This window comes from Streptomyces sp. NPDC088745, from assembly GCF_044751045.1.
Classification (GTDB): Bacteria; Actinomycetota; Actinomycetes; order Streptomycetales; family Streptomycetaceae; genus Streptomyces; species Streptomyces cremeus.
Window position 1 is genome coordinate 203,005 of sequence record NZ_JBIVLB010000006.1, and the last position, 16,159, is coordinate 219,163.

Annotated in this window: 15 protein-coding genes and 2 pseudogenes; 11 read left to right on the top strand and 6 right to left on the bottom strand. The window is 73.6% G+C overall.

All coding sequences use genetic code 11. The features are described from left to right. Positions 1-28: 28 nt before the first annotated feature. Positions 29-112, bottom strand: a pseudogene (locus ACIP93_RS18355) (hypothetical protein); the annotation flags it as partial. Between ACIP93_RS18355 and ACIP93_RS18360 the strand changes: the two are divergent. The 7 genes from ACIP93_RS18360 (at position 102) to ACIP93_RS18390 (ending at position 7,838) form a co-directional block, all read left to right on the top strand. Next, the gene (locus tag ACIP93_RS18360) at positions 102-944 is read left to right on the top strand and encodes a carbohydrate ABC transporter permease (protein ID WP_401760614.1); all 843 of its coding nucleotides are present in this window, start codon (positions 102-104) and stop codon (positions 942-944) included. The pseudogene ACIP93_RS18355 and the gene ACIP93_RS18360 sit on opposite strands and share 11 nt — an antisense overlap. Before the next feature lie 104 nt (positions 945-1,048). Then, a complete protein-coding gene (locus tag ACIP93_RS18365) occupies positions 1,049-2,422 on the top strand; it encodes an alpha-L-fucosidase (protein WP_401760135.1) in 1,374 nt (457 codons plus the stop codon). A 50-nt stretch (positions 2,423-2,472) separates the two neighbouring features. Continuing rightward, positions 2,473-3,909 carry a polysaccharide lyase 6 family protein gene (locus ACIP93_RS18370; RefSeq protein ID WP_401760138.1) on the top strand — a complete coding sequence of 479 codons (1,437 nt, stop codon included), beginning with the start codon at positions 2,473-2,475 and terminating at the stop codon, positions 3,907-3,909. 67 nt (positions 3,910-3,976) lie between these two features. Next, positions 3,977-5,413, top strand: coding sequence for a chondroitinase-B domain-containing protein (locus ACIP93_RS18375; protein WP_401760141.1), 1,437 nt, complete (start codon positions 3,977-3,979; stop codon positions 5,411-5,413). Between the two features lie 135 nt (positions 5,414-5,548). Continuing rightward, on the top strand, positions 5,549-6,391 hold the full coding sequence (locus tag ACIP93_RS18380) for a sugar phosphate isomerase/epimerase family protein (RefSeq protein WP_401760144.1): 843 nt from the start codon (positions 5,549-5,551) through the stop codon (positions 6,389-6,391). 245 nt (positions 6,392-6,636) lie between these two features. Continuing rightward, positions 6,637-7,305, top strand: coding sequence for an SGNH/GDSL hydrolase family protein (locus tag ACIP93_RS18385; protein WP_345219615.1), 669 nt, complete (start codon positions 6,637-6,639; stop codon positions 7,303-7,305). 173 nt (positions 7,306-7,478) lie between these two features. Next, entirely contained in the window at positions 7,479-7,838 is a 360-nt protein-coding gene (locus ACIP93_RS18390; RefSeq protein WP_401760616.1) for a hypothetical protein, read from the top strand. A 12-nt stretch (positions 7,839-7,850) separates the two neighbouring features. On the opposite strand, the gene ACIP93_RS18395 is transcribed toward ACIP93_RS18390, so the two are convergent. Continuing rightward, positions 7,851-8,429, bottom strand: a complete 579-nt coding sequence (locus ACIP93_RS18395) for a GNAT family N-acetyltransferase (RefSeq protein ID WP_401760148.1) — start codon at positions 8,427-8,429, stop codon at positions 7,851-7,853. Positions 8,430-8,869: 440 nt separating this feature from the next. On the opposite strand from ACIP93_RS18395, the gene ACIP93_RS18400 reads away from it, so the two are divergent. Next, on the top strand, positions 8,870-9,307 hold the full coding sequence (locus tag ACIP93_RS18400) for a glutaredoxin domain-containing protein (protein WP_401760618.1): 438 nt from the start codon (positions 8,870-8,872) through the stop codon (positions 9,305-9,307). Positions 9,308-9,397: 90 nt separating this feature from the next. Here the strand turns inward: ACIP93_RS18400 and ACIP93_RS18405 are convergent, their stop codons facing one another. Both ACIP93_RS18405 and ACIP93_RS18410 read right to left on the bottom strand, forming a co-directional pair. Further along, complete coding sequence (locus tag ACIP93_RS18405; RefSeq protein ID WP_401760619.1) at positions 9,398-9,691, bottom strand: DUF1330 domain-containing protein; 294 nt, start codon at positions 9,689-9,691, stop codon at positions 9,398-9,400. 282 nt (positions 9,692-9,973) lie between these two features. Further along, positions 9,974-10,321, bottom strand: a pseudogene (locus ACIP93_RS18410) (carboxymuconolactone decarboxylase family protein); the annotation flags it as partial. An 81-nt stretch (positions 10,322-10,402) separates the two neighbouring features. Between ACIP93_RS18410 and ACIP93_RS18415 the strand changes: the two are divergent. Continuing rightward, entirely contained in the window at positions 10,403-10,771 is a 369-nt protein-coding gene (locus ACIP93_RS18415) for a winged helix-turn-helix transcriptional regulator (protein WP_401760151.1), read from the top strand. A 139-nt stretch (positions 10,772-10,910) separates the two neighbouring features. Next, positions 10,911-11,084, top strand: coding sequence for a CsbD family protein (locus tag ACIP93_RS18420; RefSeq protein WP_345219619.1), 174 nt, complete (start codon positions 10,911-10,913; stop codon positions 11,082-11,084). Positions 11,085-11,182: 98 nt separating this feature from the next. Here ACIP93_RS18420 and ACIP93_RS18425 read toward each other — a convergent pair whose 3' ends face one another. Beyond that, entirely contained in the window at positions 11,183-11,320 is a 138-nt protein-coding gene (locus ACIP93_RS18425; RefSeq protein ID WP_401760155.1) for a hypothetical protein, read from the bottom strand. A 379-nt stretch (positions 11,321-11,699) separates the two neighbouring features. Here ACIP93_RS18425 and ACIP93_RS18430 point away from each other — a divergent pair, with 379 nt between their 5' ends. Beyond that, the gene (locus ACIP93_RS18430; protein ID WP_401760158.1) at positions 11,700-14,669 is read left to right on the top strand and encodes an ATP-binding protein; all 2,970 of its coding nucleotides are present in this window, start codon (positions 11,700-11,702) and stop codon (positions 14,667-14,669) included. Between the two features lie 72 nt (positions 14,670-14,741). Here the strand turns inward: ACIP93_RS18430 and ACIP93_RS18435 are convergent, their stop codons facing one another. Continuing rightward, entirely contained in the window at positions 14,742-15,872 is a 1,131-nt protein-coding gene (locus tag ACIP93_RS18435) for a hypothetical protein (protein WP_345219622.1), read from the bottom strand. Between the last annotated feature and the right edge of the window lie 287 nt (positions 15,873-16,159).

Below are 16,159 nucleotides of genomic sequence, written 5' to 3' on the forward strand. Positions count from 1 at the left end.
TCAAGACCGCCCCGATCAAGACCGCCCCGGCCAAGGCCGCCCCGGCCAAGGCCGCGCCGAACAGGTCCGCGCCCGGCGGGAACGCCCCGACCGAGACCGCGCTGGGGCTCACCGAGAGCCGCAGCGTCGGCGGACGCGCCCTCAAGGCCGTCGTCTACCTGCTGGTCCTGTTCGTCTTCGCCGGACCGCTGCTGGCGCTGCTCGTCAGTGCCTTCGGCAACGTCAAGGACCCGACGCAGCTCAGCGTCGTCCCCTCGGGCGTCACGCTGGACAACTTCGGGATTGCCTTCGACCAGGGCGTGCTCACGTACCTGCTGAACTCGTTCTTCGTCGTCGGCTTCGGGCTGCTGCTCCAGGTGGCCGTGTCCGTCCTGGCCGGATACGCGCTGGCCAGGAAGGTCTTCCGGGGGATGACGCTGGTGCTCGTCGCCGTCCTGGCGACGCTGATGCTGCCCGAGGAGATCCTCGCCCTCCCGCTGTCGCTGATCCTCGCCGACCTGCCGGTCCTGCACTTCAACCTGATCGGCACCCTGGCCGGAATGATCGTTCCGCTGGGCGCGTGGGGCTTCTCCATCCTGGTGATGACCGAGTTCATGCGGGACGTGCCCCGGGAGCTGGAGGAGGCCGCCCGCATCGACGGGGCCGGCGATCTGCGGATCTTCTTCCAGATCATCCTGCCGATGTGCAAGCCCGCTCTCGGCGTCATCGGGGTCTTCGGCTTCACCATGATCTGGGACCAGTACCTGCTGCCCCTCCTGGTCTCCGTCGACGCCTCTTCGTACACGCTCCCGCTGGCCCTGCGGACACTGCGGATCGATCCCGACGTCACCCCGGGCGTGGTGATGGCCGCGGCCCTGCTGGCCCTGCTGCCCTCGGTGATCGTCTTCCTGCTCTTCCAGCGGTCCTTCGTCAGCGGGCTGTCCTCCGGCGCCCTGAAGGGCTGACCCGGCAGCCGCCGCACCCCGCCGGCCCACCGCCGCCCCACCACCACCGGCCCTCCGGTGCACCCCCCTCCGCACCGGACGGCGACGACAAGGAGCACCTCCCCATGCCCGCGCACAGCGACACCCCGCCGCCCCCGCCCGCCGCCCCCGCCCGTGAGGAGGCCCCGGACACCGCCTGGTTCACCGCCGCCCGGTTCGGCATGTTCGTGCACTGGGGCCTCTACTCCCTCGCCGCCCGGCACGAGTGGGTCAAGAGCCGGGAGCGACTGACCGACGAGCAGTACCAGGTCTACTTCGACCACTTCGACCCCGACCGCTACGACCCGGTCCAGTGGGCCAGGGCGGCACGGGCCGCGGGCATGCGGTACGTCGTCCTCACGGCCAAGCACCACGACGGCTTCTGCCTGTGGGACACCGCCCTCACCTCGTACAAGGTCACCAACACCCCGTACGGGCGCGATCTCGTCGGACCGTTCGTCGAGGCGTGCCGCGCCGAGGGGCTCAAGGTCGGCCTCTACTACTCGCTGATCGACTGGCACCACCCCTCCTTCCCCGTGGACGGCACCCACCCGCAGCGCGACGACGAGGAGTTCAAGGCCGCCCACGCGGACCGGGACATCCAGGACTACCAGCGCTATCTGCACGGCCAGGTCCGCGAACTGCTCACCTCGTTCGGCCGGATCGACTACCTCTTCTTCGACTTCTCCTACGCGGGGCGCAGTTGGTGGGGCGGCAAGGGCCCCGACGACTGGGACTCCGCGAACCTGCTGAAGACGGTCCGCGAACTCCAGCCGCACATCCTGGTCAACGACAGGACCGGCCTCCCCGGCGACTTCGTCACCCCCGAGCAGTACCAGCCGTCGGGACCGATGACCGCCCCCGACGGGTCTCCCGTGCTCTGGGAGGCCTGCCAGACCCTCAACGGGAGCTGGGGCTACGACCGCGACAACCTCGACCACAAGAGCGCGGACCTGCTGATCCGCATGCTCGTCGACGGGGTCTCCAAGGGCGGCAACCTGCTGCTCAACGTGGGGCCCACCGGGCGCGGCGAACTCGACCCGCGCGACAGCGCGGCCCTCGCGGAGATCGGCCGGTGGACGCGGACGCACGAGCGGGCGGTACGCGGCTGCGGTCCCTCGCCGTACACCGCGCCCGCCGAATGCCGGTACACCCAGCGCGGCGACCGGCTCTACGTCCACCTCCTCGCCTGGCCGCTGCGCCATCTGCACCTGCCGGGCCTCGCCGGACGGGTGCGCTACGCCCAGCTCCTGCACGACGCGTCCGAGATCGTCCGGGTCCACATCGACCCGGACCGGCCCGCGGTCAACACCGAGATGGGCGGACAGCCCGCCGGCACCCTCACCCTGGAGATCCCGGTCCGGCGACCCGACACCCCCGTGCCGGTCATCGAGCTCTTCCTGGACACCCCGGCCGACCCGGCCGACTTGTCCGGCCCGTCCGACCCGGCGGACGGCTGACCCGCACCCCGGCCCCGACGACCCCCGCACCACCACCTCACGGAGGCATCATGCAGCGTCGTACGTTCCTCTTGGGCACCGCGACCGGGGCGGCCCTGGCCGCCCTGCCCGTCGCGGCAGGGCCGGCCTCCGCCGCGACGGCGGCGGGCCCGGCCACCGTCGGCTCGCTGGACGAACTCCAGGCCGCGATCGACCGGGCACGCCCGGGGCAGCGGATCGTGGTGGCCGACGGCGCCTACACCGTCCCGCCGGACCGGCCCCTCACCATCCGGGGCAAGCGCGGCACCCGGCACGCCCCCGTGACCATCTGCGCCCGCACCCCCGGCGGCGTCGTGCTCGACGGCGCGCAGAGCTTCGTCCTGGAGGGGTCCCGCCACATCACCCTCAGCGGCTTCTCCTTCCGCCAGAGCAGCACCCTGGACATCCCCCCGGACTGCGCGCACATCAGACTCACCCGCAACGACTTCCACCTGGCCGACGTCGCAGGCCTGCACTGGGTGATGGTGCGCGCGGACGACAGCGTCGTCGACCACAACCACTTCCACGGCAAGACCACGCTGGGCGTCTACCTCGGCATCGAGGGCGCGGGCGAGCGGGAGATGGCCCAGCGCGTCCACGTGTACCGCAACCACTTCTCCGACCACAGCTTCCCCGGCGACAACGGCGGCGAGCCGATCCGGCTCGGCGTCAGCCCCCGGGCCCTGTCCGACGCCGGCGCGGTCGTGGAGTACAACCTGTTCGAGCGCTGCGACGGCGACCCCGAGGCGATCTCGGTGAAGTCCTCGGGCAACACCGTCCGCCACAACACCGTCCGCGACAGCCTCGGCGGAATCGTCCTGCGCCACGGCAACCGCAACCGGGTGGACGGCAACTACCTGATCGGCGGCAAGGAAGGCGTCCGGATCTACGGCGACGACCACGTCGTCGTCAACAATTACCTCGCCGGTCTCTCCGGCCGCGCCCTGGTCATCGGGAGCGGTTCCACGCGCGACCACGGACCCGACGAAACGCCCGCGGCGCGACGCGGCAACGACGCCCCCGACCGGCTCCTCGTCGCGTACAACACGCTGGTGAACAACCAGGGCACGCTTTCCGGCGAGAGCCACCGCCCGCACGAGCCGCGGGACGTCACCGTGGCCGACAACCTGTTCGTCGCCGACGCGGGCCAGTTGGTCGAGATGGCGAACACCGTACGTTTCACCTGGTCCGGCAACCTCCTGTGGGGAGCCGCCGCCGACGGCAACATGCCCGCCGGCGGGGGCGTCCGCAAGGACCCGAAGCTGGTGAAGGGGCGCGACGGCGTCCTGCGGCCGGCCGCCGACAGCCCGGCGGTCAACGCCGGCACGCTCCGTCGGCCGCGCGTCACCCACGACATCGACGGCCGGCCGCGCGGCCGGGCCCGGGACGTGGGGGCGCACGAGTACGCGCGGTGGGCGCCCAGGCGCGGCCCGCTGACCCCGGCGGACGTCGGTCCGCAGGCCCGCTGAGAACACCCGCCGCCCCCCGGCGGGGTCGCCTCCCCGCCGGTACCCGCCCGTATGCCCAGGAGAGCCCATGCAACGACGCACGTTCCTCAGAAGCAGCGCGCTGGCAGCCTTCGCCGCCGTGCCCCTCGGCACCGCGCTGTCGGGCAGCGCTTCGGCGGCGGACAAGCCGGTCGCCTCCCTGGCCGAACTCCAGAGCGCGATCAACGGCGCCGTACCCGGTGACCGCATCGTCGTCGCCGACGGCACCTACACCGTCCCGTCGGGAAGCTCGATCAAGATATCCGGCAAGAACGGCACCGGTTCCGCGCCGATCACCATCGTCGCCAGGACCCGCGGCGGCGCCGTGCTGCGCGGCGAGCGCGGCTTCGTCCTCAGCAATTCGAGCAACATCGTCATCAGCGGCTTCGCGCTGCGCCAGAGCACGCAGATGGAGATCCCGGCGAGCTGCTCGTCGATCCGGCTGACCCGCAATGACTTCCAGTTCGCGGGCACCGGCGACCTGGACTGGGTGGCCGTACGGGCGAACGGCACGAAGATCGACCGCAACCACTTCCACGACAAGACCACCGCGGGCATCTTCATCGTCCTCGACGGCCCCGGCGGCTCCACCTCGACGGAGATGACCAAGGACCTGCACGTCTTCAGGAACCACTTCTCCGACCACAGCTACCCGGGGGACAACGGCGGCGAGGCGATCCGGCTCGGCTACAGCGGCCGGGCGCTGTCCGACGCGGCGGCGAAGGTGGAGTACAACCTGTTCGAACGCTGCGACGGCGACCCCGAGGCGATCTCGGTGAAGTCCTCGGGCAACACCGTCCGGTACAACACCGTCCGCGACAGCCTCGGCGGAATCGTCCTGCGCCACGGCAACCGCAACCGCGTGGAGGGCAACTACCTGATCGGCGGCAAGGAGGGCATCCGCCTCTACGGAAACGACCACCTGATCGTCAACAACCACCTCAGCGGACTGTCCGGCCGTGCCCTGGTGATCGGCAGCGGCTCCACGCGCGACCACCACAAGGACGAGACGAAGGACGAGCGGAGGGGCAACGACGCCGTCGACCGCGCGGTGATCGTGCACAACTCCCTGCTGAACAACGCCGAAACGCTCGTCGGCGAGAACCGAACCCACCGTCCGCAGGACGTGGTCGTCGCCGACAACCTGCTGGTCGCCGACGCGGCCAGCCTCGTCGCGATGGGCGAGACCACGCGTTTCACCTGGCAGTCCAACATGCTCTGGGGCAGCGCCGCCAACGGCAACATTCCCGTCGGCGGCTTCACCCGGGCCGACCCCCTGCTCGTCGCGGGACCGGACGGCGTCCTGCGCCTGTCGGCGGGCAGCCCGGCCATCGGCGCCGCCACGCTGACCGGCACGACCGTCGCCGACGACATCGACGGCGACCCGCGCGGCAGTGCGCGCGACATCGGCGCCGACGAGTACGCGACCACCCCCGCCCTCCGGCGTCCTCTCACCCCCGCGGACGTGGGCCCGAACGCCCCCTGACCGCCCCCGGAGCGGGACACGGGCGGATTCGGTCCGCCCGTGCCCCGCTCCTCGGGGACGCCTCCCGCGAGAGGTCGCGCCGGGCGTGGAACAACCAGAGGCAGTCACGTGACCGAGAAGTGGAAGAGGCGCGGCATGACCGAGAAGAAGAGGTGCGGCATGACCGACGACGACACCCCGGCCCGCCCGCCGGCCGGACCCGGTTCGGGCGCGACCACGCTCGGCCTGTGCTCGGTCACCTTCCGCCGGCTGCCCGCCGCCGAGGTCGCGGGGTGCGCCGCGCGGGCGGGCCTGGAGGCGGTCGAGTGGGGAGCCGATGTGCACGCGCCGCCGGGGGAGCCCGCCACCGTCCGCGCGGTCCGCGAGGCGACCGACCGGCACGGGCTGGTCTGCTGCTCGTACGGTTCCTACTTCCGCGCCTCGCCCGGCGAGGCGGCCGGCTTCCCGGCCGTCGCCCGCGCGGCGGTGCTCCTCGGCGCGCCACGGATACGGGTCTGGGCGGGCGGCACCGGGTCGGCCGCCACCGCGCCGGACGCACGGCGTACGACCGCGGCCGGCCTGCGGGAGGCGGCGCGGATCGCGGCGGACCACGGGCTGGAGCTCGCGACGGAGTTCCACATGGGAACGCTGACCGACACCGTCGCCTCCACCGTCCGGCTGCTGGACGAGGTGGGAGCGGACAATGTCCGCACCTACTGGCAGCCCCCGCTGGACACCCCCGACGAGGAGGCGCTGGCAGGACTGGCCGAGCTGGGAGACCGGGTCACGGCCGTGCACGTCTTCTCGTGGTGGCCGGGCAACAGCCGCCTGCCGCTGGCCGCTCGCGAGGACCTGTGGTCCGCGGCCCTGCGCCGGGTGAACGGCCGGGGGATCGAGGCCCTGCTGGAATTCGTACCCGGCGACGATCCGGCCGTACTGGCCCGCGAGGCCGCGACGCTGCGGCGGGCCGCGGGCCGACCGGCGGCGCCTCGGCCATAGGTGACGGACGCGCGAGCGCAGGGCCCGCCTCCGCGCAGCACGCAGCACGCAGTACGCCGGATGCCGGATGCCGGACGGCAGACACGCACAGCGAGGAACACATGCACGACGAGGAACAGACGCACGGCGAGAATCTTGTGCACCGCGAGCAACAGACCCACGGGGAGGGGCACACGCGCCTCACGCAACCCACGCACGGAGAGGGACACACGCGCCTCACGCAACCCACGCACGGGGAGGGACACATGCGCCTCACACAACCCACGCACCTCACCGAGAACGACACGCTCCTGTTCATCGGCGACTCCATCACCGACGCGGGCCGCGACCGGACGGACCCCGCATCCCTCGGCGACGGATACGTCCACGAGATCGCGCGGACCCTGCGCGAGCGGGCGGACGCCGGGGCCGGGCGGCCCCCGCGGGTCGTCAACAGGGGGCTCAACGGCAATCGCGTGTACGACCTCGAACCCCGCTGGGCCGCCGACGTCACCGACCTCGGCCCCACCGTGGTCACCGTCAAGATCGGGATCAACGACACCTGGCGGCGCTACGACCGCGATCTCCCCAGCCCCGTCCAGGAGTTCGAGGCGTGCCTCGGCCGCCTTCTGGCGGCCACCACGCGGACCCTCGCGGCGCGGCTGGTCGTCATCACCCCCTTCCTGCTTCCCGTCACCCCGGACCAGGAGCGCTGGTTCGACGACCTCCTGCCCCGCACCGACGCCGTTCTGCGGGCGGCCCGGGCCCACGGGGCCCAGGTGGTCCGCGCCGACCTCGCCCTGCTGCACGCGGCACGGGACCACGAGGCGGCCGAACTCGCCCCGGACGGCGTCCATCCGAGCCCCCTCGGTCACCGGCTGATCGCCGACGCGTGGCTCGCCGCCGCCCTCCCGCTCACCGCGGACGCCACCTGACGCGGTACCCCGGCCGCCCCGGCACGGACCCCGCCGGCGCGGCCCTTGTCCGCCCTTACTCCGTCGGGGATGCTCGACGCATGCCGCTTCCACCCGGGCACGAGAAGGCCGAACCGAACGAGGACGCCCGCGCCATGGGCCCGGCCGTCGGACCGGCGACCGCCGAGAGGGCGATGAGCGATGCGAAAAAGCTGTCGGGCCTCCCGCGCATCGTCGTGATCTGCGGCTCCACCCGTTTCATGGCCGCGATGAACGAGGCCGACCTGCGGGAGACCGCAGCCGGAAGGATCGTCGTCAAGCCGGGCTGCGACATGAAGTCACCGCACCCGCTCTGGTCCGCTCCCGCCGACGCCGAGGCGTTGAAGGCACGGCTCGACGATCTGCACCGGGCGAAGATCCGGCTCGCCGACGAGGTGCTCGTGGTCGGCGACTGCGTCGGGGACAGCACCCGGGCCGAAATCGCCTACGCCCGGTCGCTGGGCAGGCCGGTGCGGTTCACGCACCCCGAGGTCGACCCCGGCACCGAGGACTGACCGTGCGGGCGGTCAGCCGTGCGCTGATCCGTGCCGCAGGGCGTCCGGTCCGGTCGCGTCCGGCCGATCGATCCGGTAGAGGTAGTGGGCGCGTCCGTCCGCGGGGTTGTCCGGTTCCAACTCGCCCTCGGCGACCCTGAGCAGCCCGGCCTTCTCCAGCGCCCGCCAGGACGCCCGGTTGGCCGCCGACACCGGCACCAGGACGCAGGGGGCGTCGGGGTGGTCGTTCCAGGTCGCCCGGACGACCGACCGGATCATCCGGGGGCCGAGCCCCCGGCCCACCTGGCGGGGGTCGCCGATCAGGTAGTCGATGGTCACGGCCCCGGGCGGCACCTCGATGAGGGAAGCGAGCTCGGCCAGGTAGTCGGGGTAGTCGGACAGACGGCACCGCTGAATCAGGCCGACGGGGTGGTCGCCGAGGTGGACGAGAAGGTCCTCCGAGGGCTCCTCGCCCCGGGCGGCGGGCCCGAAGTCCCGGGACACGGCGTCGGGCGAGGTCTCGTGGTTCCACCACCGGGCCACGTGCGGCTGCTCCAGCCAGGACGTCAGCAGCGGAAAGTCGTGCTCGGCAAGCCGACGCCAGGTCAACATCCGGGGGGCCTCCACGGTGGGACACGGAACAGGGGCCGAAAGCCTCGCACCCGTCAGGCCGGGCGGCAAGGCGCGGACTGCGTGCTGCTGCGGGCGCGGAGTGGTGACGTCACCGCCACCTCGCCGTGAACGGGGGCCGCTCCGGCGGCGAACCGGCACGGGCTCCGTCGTCGTCGCCACCGCGGAGACGCCACCAGGTCTCCGAAATGTCCGACGCCGACGCCGCCGCTGCGCTGCGGATGTGCCGTGTCCCGGCCGTGGCTGCCGCGCCGGTGCCGGCGATGGTCTCCGCGCAGCGGGCGTGGGCGTCGCCGCAGCCCCCGCCGAGGCGGAAGCCGACGACGCACTGGCGGCCGGGGCGGAGCAGGTCGCAGCGGCCGGGTGCTCACCGGGGCGAGCGCCCGGCGGTGCGGTTCGCCGCATGGGTAGCCTGCATCACCATGATGCGCGCTTGGATCCTGCCGGTGCTCCTCGTCCTCAGTGGCTCCGCCGTCGCGGCCGGGCAGATCGCCACGGGGAGCCCCGGTACGGGCGCAGCCCTCCTGCTGGCCTTCCTAGCGCTCGCGGGCGTGGACTCGCCCCTGGTCTTCCCGAGGTCGATCGGTGCGCGCGAGGCCGAACGCCGCAGCGCGGTCGACGGCCGACCGGTGGTCCTCTGGCGGCCGGGCTGCAAGTACTGCATACGGCTGCGCGTCCGGCTGGGCGGCAGCGCCCGGCAGTTGCACTGGGTCGACATCTGGCGCGACCCGGAAGGAGCCGCACAGGTGAGAGCGGCCAACGACGGCAACGAGACCGTGCCGACCGTCGTCGTGGCGGGCCGACCGCACACCAACCCTGATGTCGGCTGGGTGCGCGACCGGCTTTCCTCCTCCGCGTGATCCTCCGCGCGTGATTTCGGAGAACTGCCGGGTCCCGGCTGCTGGTTCGGCGTACCCGCCCGCCCTGAACGCGTCCGCGCGGCCCGTCGGTCAGCCGAGGCCCTCGACCATGCGGAAGTCGCGCTCGGCGCAGTCGGCGAGGACCACCAGCGCCTTCTGGTAGGCCTCGCTCTCGTACGCCGCGACGGCCCGGTCGAGGCTGTCGAACTCGATCAGCACGACGCGGTGCATGTTTCCGGCCTCGCGGGCGGCGACACGGCCGCCACTGGCCAGGACCCGCCCGCCCCCGGCCTCGACGGCCGGACCGGCCAGCCTGTCGTAGGCGGCCAGCCGCTCGGGGTCGGAAACGGTGCGGTAGACACTGACCCAGTAGCCCTTGGGCATGGACACCTCCTGTGTCCGGCCGGAGCCGTCCGGCCGTGAAGTGGTACGCGGACACGTCCCGGTCCCGGCGGGACGGAAGTCGGCGAAGCGGGGCGCGCCCGGTTCGAGCGGTACGCGCGCGGCGCGTGCGGCGAAGCTGACGGCGTGGTACCACCCGCACAGCAGCAGCAGATCCAGTAGCTGGAGCTCGTCGAAGACGGACGCGAGCCGGGTCCACAGCGCGTCATCGATGTCGGAGCGCTCGTGCAGCGCGTCGACGGCGAGGACGAGCAGCCGTTCCCGCTCGGACGTCCAGCAGGCGTCGGCGGGGCCGCCGTGCACCAGGGAGGCCGCCTGTGCACGGGTGAGACCGACCCGTTCGGCGAACGTCATCATGTGCACGCCCCATTCGTACTCGCAGCCGCACAGCGCACAGGTCCGGTCGATGGCGATCTCGCGTTCCCGCATGCTCAGGGTGAGCTGCCGGCCCAGCTCGTAGCGCCCCCATCCGTGCATGGCACCGGCCATCGGGAGGTTCCGGGCGAACAACCGGAACAGCCCGATCGGCGGTGCCTCCCCGGGCATCATGCGCGCGAGCAGCGCGCCGGCCCGGTCGTCGAACGGCGGTTCCAGCAGGGCCAGTCGCGACATCGGCACTCCCGTCGGCGGTGCTTCGATTTTCGCATCACTATGCTGCTTCGAGAAGCGAAGCGCAAGGGAGGAGAGGGGAACATGGGAGCCGGAACACCGCGGCCCGGCGTACCGGTGCGGGGGTCCTCGTCGGGACGTCCGGTCATGGCCGCACTCGATCTGCTGGGACGGCGCTGGACGCTGCTCATCCTGTGGGAGCTGAGCCAGGCCCCGGGCGGCTTCCGCGAGTTGCAGCGCCGGTGCGGGCGCATGTCCTCCAGCGTCCTCAGCACCCGGCTCGGCGAGCTGGCCGATGTCCGCCTGGTCGCGCTGCGCGAGGACGGCTATCACCTCACCCGGCTCGGCGAGGACCTCGTCGAGTCCCTCCAGCCGCTGTTCGTGTGGAGCCGGCGGTGGGCGGCGGAGTCGGACGCCGGTCCGGCACCGGGGGCCCCGCGCCGCGACGCGTAGGTGCGGACCGCGCCCGCAACGACCGTGACGACCGTCACTGCCGTTACGGGCGTCCGCACGTTTCGACCGGTTCGTCGGGGACACCCGACCTCACAACGGACCAGTACACAGTCGTCCACCACACCACCGGGAGCTGATCATGGCAGCAGACGAGAAGTCCAAGGCCAAGTCCGAGCAGGCCAAGGGCAAGGTCAAGAAGACCGTCGGCCAGGTGGTCGGCAACGAGCGCCTGGAGAACGAGGGCCGCGCCGAGGAGACCAAGGGCGACGCCCGCCAGGCCAAGGAAAAGGGCAAGGACGCGCTGAAGGGCTGAGCTCCGGCTCCCCGGCGCCGGCGACCCCCGTCGCCCCGCCCTCCGGCCCCCTCCCGCTGCGGGAGGGGGCCGGACGCACGCGCGGGCCGGGTCGTCGGTCAGGCCGGTGCGGGTGAGGGAGCGGATAGCGGATATAGGCAGGGCCCGATGGTGCGCCGGGCGCGCGCGACGTAGTCCTCCTTCTCGCCGACCGGGGCGACGTGGTGCAGCGCGCTCTCGGCGGCGGCCTCGCCCACGGGGCGGGAGACGATCCACCCGCACCGTGCCCACGCCGCACGGCCCGCTGGGCCGGGTCGTACCGGCCGCCGTCCGCGCCCGCCTGATCGGGATCGCCCGGCGGTACGGTCCGCTCCTCGCCGAGGACGCCCCCTGCGCCTGCCCGGCCGAGGACCCGCCCCCGCCGCCGGCCGCGACCGCCCCGGACATCACCGTCCACGTCTCGGGGCCGCCCGAGAGCTTCGCCACCGGCCCGCGGGTCGGCTTCGTCCTCGGCCCGGCAGGGTTCGGCGCCCTCCGTTCGACGCCGCGCACCGTGCGCCGGCTCGTCGAGGAGGACCCCCGCGCCCGACCGGACCAGGCCGGAAGGGGCTCCGCCGGGCGTGCTTGGATGGGTCCGTGGCCCAGACAACCGAAACCCCGTTCGTCGGCCGGACGGACGAACTCGCCCGGCTCACCGGCGTGCTGGAGCGGGCCGTGGCCGGCGACCCGCGTGCCGTCCTCGTCGCCGGGGACGCCGGCGTCGGCAAGACCCGCACCCTGACCGTGGCCGCCGCGCGCGCCGCCGCCACCGGCATGACCGTCCTGACCGGGCACTGTGTGGACCTCGGGGACGTCGGCCTGCCCTATCTCCCCTTCACGGAGATCCTCGGCGCGGCCGCCGCCGACGAACGGCTCGCCCCGGCCTTCGCCGCGTACCCCGCGGTGCGGCGGCTGATCGGCACGGCCACGGGGACCGGCCCCGCACCCGACGCGGGCGGCCGCCTCCAGCTCTTCGAGGGCATCGCCGGCCTCCTCGCCGACCTGACGGCCCTCGCCCCGCTCCTGCTGGTCGTCGAGGACCTCCACTGGGCCGACCAGTCCTCCCGGGACCTGCTGCGCTTCCTGCTGAGCCGGGGCGTCCTGCAACGGCCCACGCCCGGCGCCCCGCCCCACCGGCTCGCGCTCTTCGCCTCGTACCGCACGGACGACCTGCACCGCCGCCACCCGCTGCGGCCCCTGCTCGCCGAGCTGGTCCGGCTGCCCGCCGTCGACCGGCTGGAACTGCGCCCGCTGGCCGACGCCGACGTGGCCCGGCTCGTGCACGCCCACCGCACGGGCCCCGTCTCCGACACCGCGGTACGGCGCATCGTGGAGCGCGCCGAGGGCAACGCCTTCTACGCCGAGGAACTGCTCGCCGCGCTGCCCGGGGGCGGCGGAGCGGCGGACCCGGCCGCCATGCCCAGCGGACTGGCCGACGTCCTGCTCATCCGGGTCGAGCAACTGTCGGAGACCGCCCAGCAGGTCCTGCGCACGGCGGCCGTGGCCGGGCGCCGGGTCGGGCACGACCTGCTGCGCGACGCCGTGCGACTGCCGCAGGAGGAGCTGGAAGCGGCACTGCGCGAGGCGGTCGGCCACCAACTGCTGGTCACCGACGACGCCATGACGTACTCCTTCCGGCACGCCCTCACCCGCGAGGCCGTCTACGCGGATCTGCTGCCCGGCGAACGGGTCCGACTGCACGGGGTGTTCGCCGCGCTCCTCGCCGGGCCGGGCCGTTCACCCGCGAGCGCGGCCGAGCGGGCCCACCACTCCCGCGCCGGCCACGACCTGCCCGACGCGCTGGCCGCCTCCCTCGAAGCCGCCGACCACGCCCAGCACCTGCGCGCACCCGCCGAAGAGCTGCGCCACCTGGAGGCCGCGCTCGAACTTCTGGCCGTGGTGGACGCGTCCGCGCGCCCCGGGCACAGCGACCCGGTCACGCTCACCCTGCGCGCCTCGGCCGCCGCCGCGCACGCCGGGGACCCCCATCGCGCGGTGCAGCTCACCCGCTCCGCGCTCGCGCGGGGCGGCTCGGAAGTCGACTCCGAACTCGCCGCCCGGGTGCGCTACACCCTCGCGGACAACCTGATCAGGATCGACCAGTTGGAGGCCGCGTTCGCCTACAGCAGCGAGGCACTCGCCCTGATCCCGGCCGAGCCGCCCTCCCGCACCTGGGTGTGGGCGGCCGCGACCCACGTGATCGCCGCCCGGTCCGTGGGCCGCGACGCGGACGCCGGGCGGGTCGCCCGACAGGCCCTGGACGTCGCCGAACGGCTCGGGCTCGCGGACGCCCGGGCCGACCTGATGATCTCACTGGTCGCCCTCGAACCGCCCGGCCGGCGCAGCGAGCGGGGCCGCGAACGACTCGACGAGGCCCGCGAGCTGGCCCGTGCCGCGGGAAACCTCCAGGTGGAGATGCGGGCGCTGTACCACCTGGCCCTCGGCTGCTACGAGTGCGGCGTCATGGACGCGTGCCTGTCCCGGGTCGGCGAAGGACTCGACCGCGCCCGCCGCGCGGGCCTCCTCTCCTCGCAGTACGCCATGGAGCTGCACTACCTGCGGTCCCTGCTGCTCTACACCCTGGGCCGCTGGGACGCGTGCGTACGAGCGGCCGCCGACGTCACCGAGCTCACCGCCTCCGGTTTCGCGGCCGCTCCCGCGCTGTACGTCGCCCTGGCGCGCGGCGAGACGGACGCGGCGGTCGCGGGCGCCCGCGCGCTGCTGGACGGCCCCCCGGACTGGATGGTCTCGCTCGTCACGAGCGTCGTGCTCGTCGACGCGGCCGCGCAGCGCGGCGACGCCGAGGAGTGCGTACGGCAGTTGGGCGCCGCGGTCGACACCCTCGCGGCGGGCGTGCCCACCGACAAGCCCGACGTGCTGGTCCGGCTGGCCGCGCTCGCCCTGTCGGCCGTCGCGGACGCCGCGGAGGAGGCCCGCCGCGCCGGTGACGCGGAGGGCGCCGGCCGCTGGACGCGGACCGCGGCAGAGCTGGAGGAGCTGGCCCGGACCACCGCCGCCCACGGGGACGGCACCGAGCTGGGCCCGGAGGGCCTGGCCTGGCTGGCCCGCGCCCGGGCCGAGGCGGTGCGCGCCGCCGCCGGCCCGGACGTCGCCGCCTGGGAGCGGGCGGTGACCGCCTTCGGCTACGGCGAGCCCTACGAACTCGCCCGCTGCCGCAGGCGGCTCGCCGAGGCACTGCTCGCCGCCGGCCGCCGCGACGAGGCCGCCGAGCAGGCGTACGCGGCCCGGGACACGGCGGTGCGGCTCGGCGCCGTACCGCTGCGGGACGCCCTCGACGCCCTGGTACGACGCGGACGGCTGGCGGACGCACCGGCCGCCGGGGAGCGGATCGCCGATCTGACCGCCCGGGAGAGCGAGGTGCTGCGGCTGCTGGGCCGGGGCCGCACCAACCGCCAGATCGGCGAAGAGCTGTACATCAGCGGCAAGACGGCGAGCGTCCACGTCTCCCACATCCTCGCCAAGCTGCGTGCCGCGAGCCGCACCGAGGCCGTCGGCATCGCCTACCGCGAGGGCCTGATCGAACCGGAGTCCGGCGCTTCGGCCTGAGCGCCGACGGGGCCGCCGGCCCGTCCCCCTGCACAGCCGCCGTCGCAGGGGGACGGGCGCGGTGGGGCGGGGTCAGTGCGGGACGGGGCACACCCCCGAGGCGACCGTGTTGTAGCTGGGCGCGGCCAGCAGGGCCGTGCCCTTGCCGAGCTGGTTGAGGATCTCGTCGGACAGCAGGTCCTGCTGGCCCTTGAGCGCGTCGGCGACCTTGGTGTCCTTGGGGAAGACCATCTCGGCGGCGACGTTGTCCTGCACGATCCGCGCGAGGTTGTCGAGCGCGGTGAAGACCGGGTCCGCGGGCGTCTCCAGGCCCGGCAGGTCGATCAGGTGGGTGGCGACCTTGGCCGCGTTCATGCAGTCCTTGAGGATGATGGTGTTCTGGTTGAGGACGCTCGTGGTCCACTGCGACAGCACCACGCAGTACAGGTCGGCCCACGCCGCCTCGCCGACCTTGGTGCGCCAGGTCTTCATGATGTCCTGCACGCCCTTGATCTGGGCCTGCGAGGCGTGCTCCATGTTGACGCGGATGTCCGGGTAGACGCTGCCGGAGAACGCCTCGAACGACGCCATGTCGAACGTCTTGGCCGCGACGGAGGTGCTGATGAACTTCAGGCCGGCGGTCAGGATGTTGCCGCAGGACGTCGCCAGCGCCGGGGGCAGGCCGGCGGAGGCGAGCTGGCGGCGGGCGGTGGCGAGCCTGGTGGCGTACGCCTGGAGCGGCGGGATCCACGCGGTCGACTTGTCGTCGTTGAACGCGACCATGACGAGGTCGTGCGGGTCGATGCGGTTCGCGTTGGGCAGGTTCGGGATCTTGTCCGCCAGGTAGGAGGCGATCACGGAGAAGATGCCGAGCGGGACGTGAGCGATGGACTTCGCCAGCTCGAACGTCTCGGACACCGGGTTGGCGGACTCCTGGCCGTCCTTGGTCACGAGGGTGAACCGGCCGCCCTTGGCGTCGTTCTGCACGACGACCACGGGGGAGAGGTGCTTGATCAGCTCCGCCTTCAGGGTGGCGTAGTTGGAACGCATTCCGGCGTTGACGGCGAGCATCGAGGAGCGCGCCGTCTGCTGGCTCACCGCCTCGGCGGCCCCGCCGGCCTCGGGCGGCGGAACGTCCGCGAAGCTCGGCGACGCGGCGCTGCCGAGCAAGGCGGTCGCGCCGATACCGGTGGCACTGCCGATGAATCCTCTGCGGGTAGCCATCTTCGTTTTCTCCATAAGGTCTTGCCGGGACGTTGTCGGTGGTTCTGCACGGGGGGAACTGGCGCGTTGGGGGGAAGCGAAAACATGGGGGGACCTTCGCAGTGGGGGTGTGTGGGGCGTGTGGGGGCGGGGGCGCTGCCGCGGCCGTGGGGGGGGGGGGGGGGGGCCGGCGCCCCCCCCCCCCCCCCCCCCCCCGGGCGGGCGCCCCGCGGGGGGGGGGGGGCGGGGGCCGGGCCCCCCCCCCCCCCCCCCCCCCCGGCCGGGGCCCCCCCCCCCCCCCCCGCCCC

Coding starts and splice junctions, on each gene's coding strand:
- ACIP93_RS18395 (WP_401760148.1), bottom strand. CDS start 8,429: ATGTTGACCTGGCGTCGGCTTGCCGAGCACGACTTTCCGCTGCTGACG.
- ACIP93_RS18415 (WP_401760151.1), top strand. CDS start 10,403: ATGGGAGCCGGAACACCGCGGCCCGGCGTACCGGTGCGGGGGTCCTCG.
- ACIP93_RS18370 (WP_401760138.1), top strand. CDS start 2,473: ATGCAGCGTCGTACGTTCCTCTTGGGCACCGCGACCGGGGCGGCCCTG.
- ACIP93_RS18435 (WP_345219622.1), bottom strand. CDS start 15,872: ATGGCTACCCGCAGAGGATTCATCGGCAGTGCCACCGGTATCGGCGCG.
- ACIP93_RS18380 (WP_401760144.1), top strand. CDS start 5,549: ATGACCGAGAAGAAGAGGTGCGGCATGACCGACGACGACACCCCGGCC.
- ACIP93_RS18375 (WP_401760141.1), top strand. CDS start 3,977: ATGCAACGACGCACGTTCCTCAGAAGCAGCGCGCTGGCAGCCTTCGCC.
- ACIP93_RS18365 (WP_401760135.1), top strand. CDS start 1,049: ATGCCCGCGCACAGCGACACCCCGCCGCCCCCGCCCGCCGCCCCCGCC.
- ACIP93_RS18405 (WP_401760619.1), bottom strand. CDS start 9,691: ATGCCCAAGGGCTACTGGGTCAGTGTCTACCGCACCGTTTCCGACCCC.
- ACIP93_RS18400 (WP_401760618.1), top strand. CDS start 8,870: ATGATGCGCGCTTGGATCCTGCCGGTGCTCCTCGTCCTCAGTGGCTCC.
- ACIP93_RS18390 (WP_401760616.1), top strand. CDS start 7,479: ATGAGCGATGCGAAAAAGCTGTCGGGCCTCCCGCGCATCGTCGTGATC.
- ACIP93_RS18420 (WP_345219619.1), top strand. CDS start 10,911: ATGGCAGCAGACGAGAAGTCCAAGGCCAAGTCCGAGCAGGCCAAGGGC.
- ACIP93_RS18385 (WP_345219615.1), top strand. CDS start 6,637: ATGCGCCTCACACAACCCACGCACCTCACCGAGAACGACACGCTCCTG.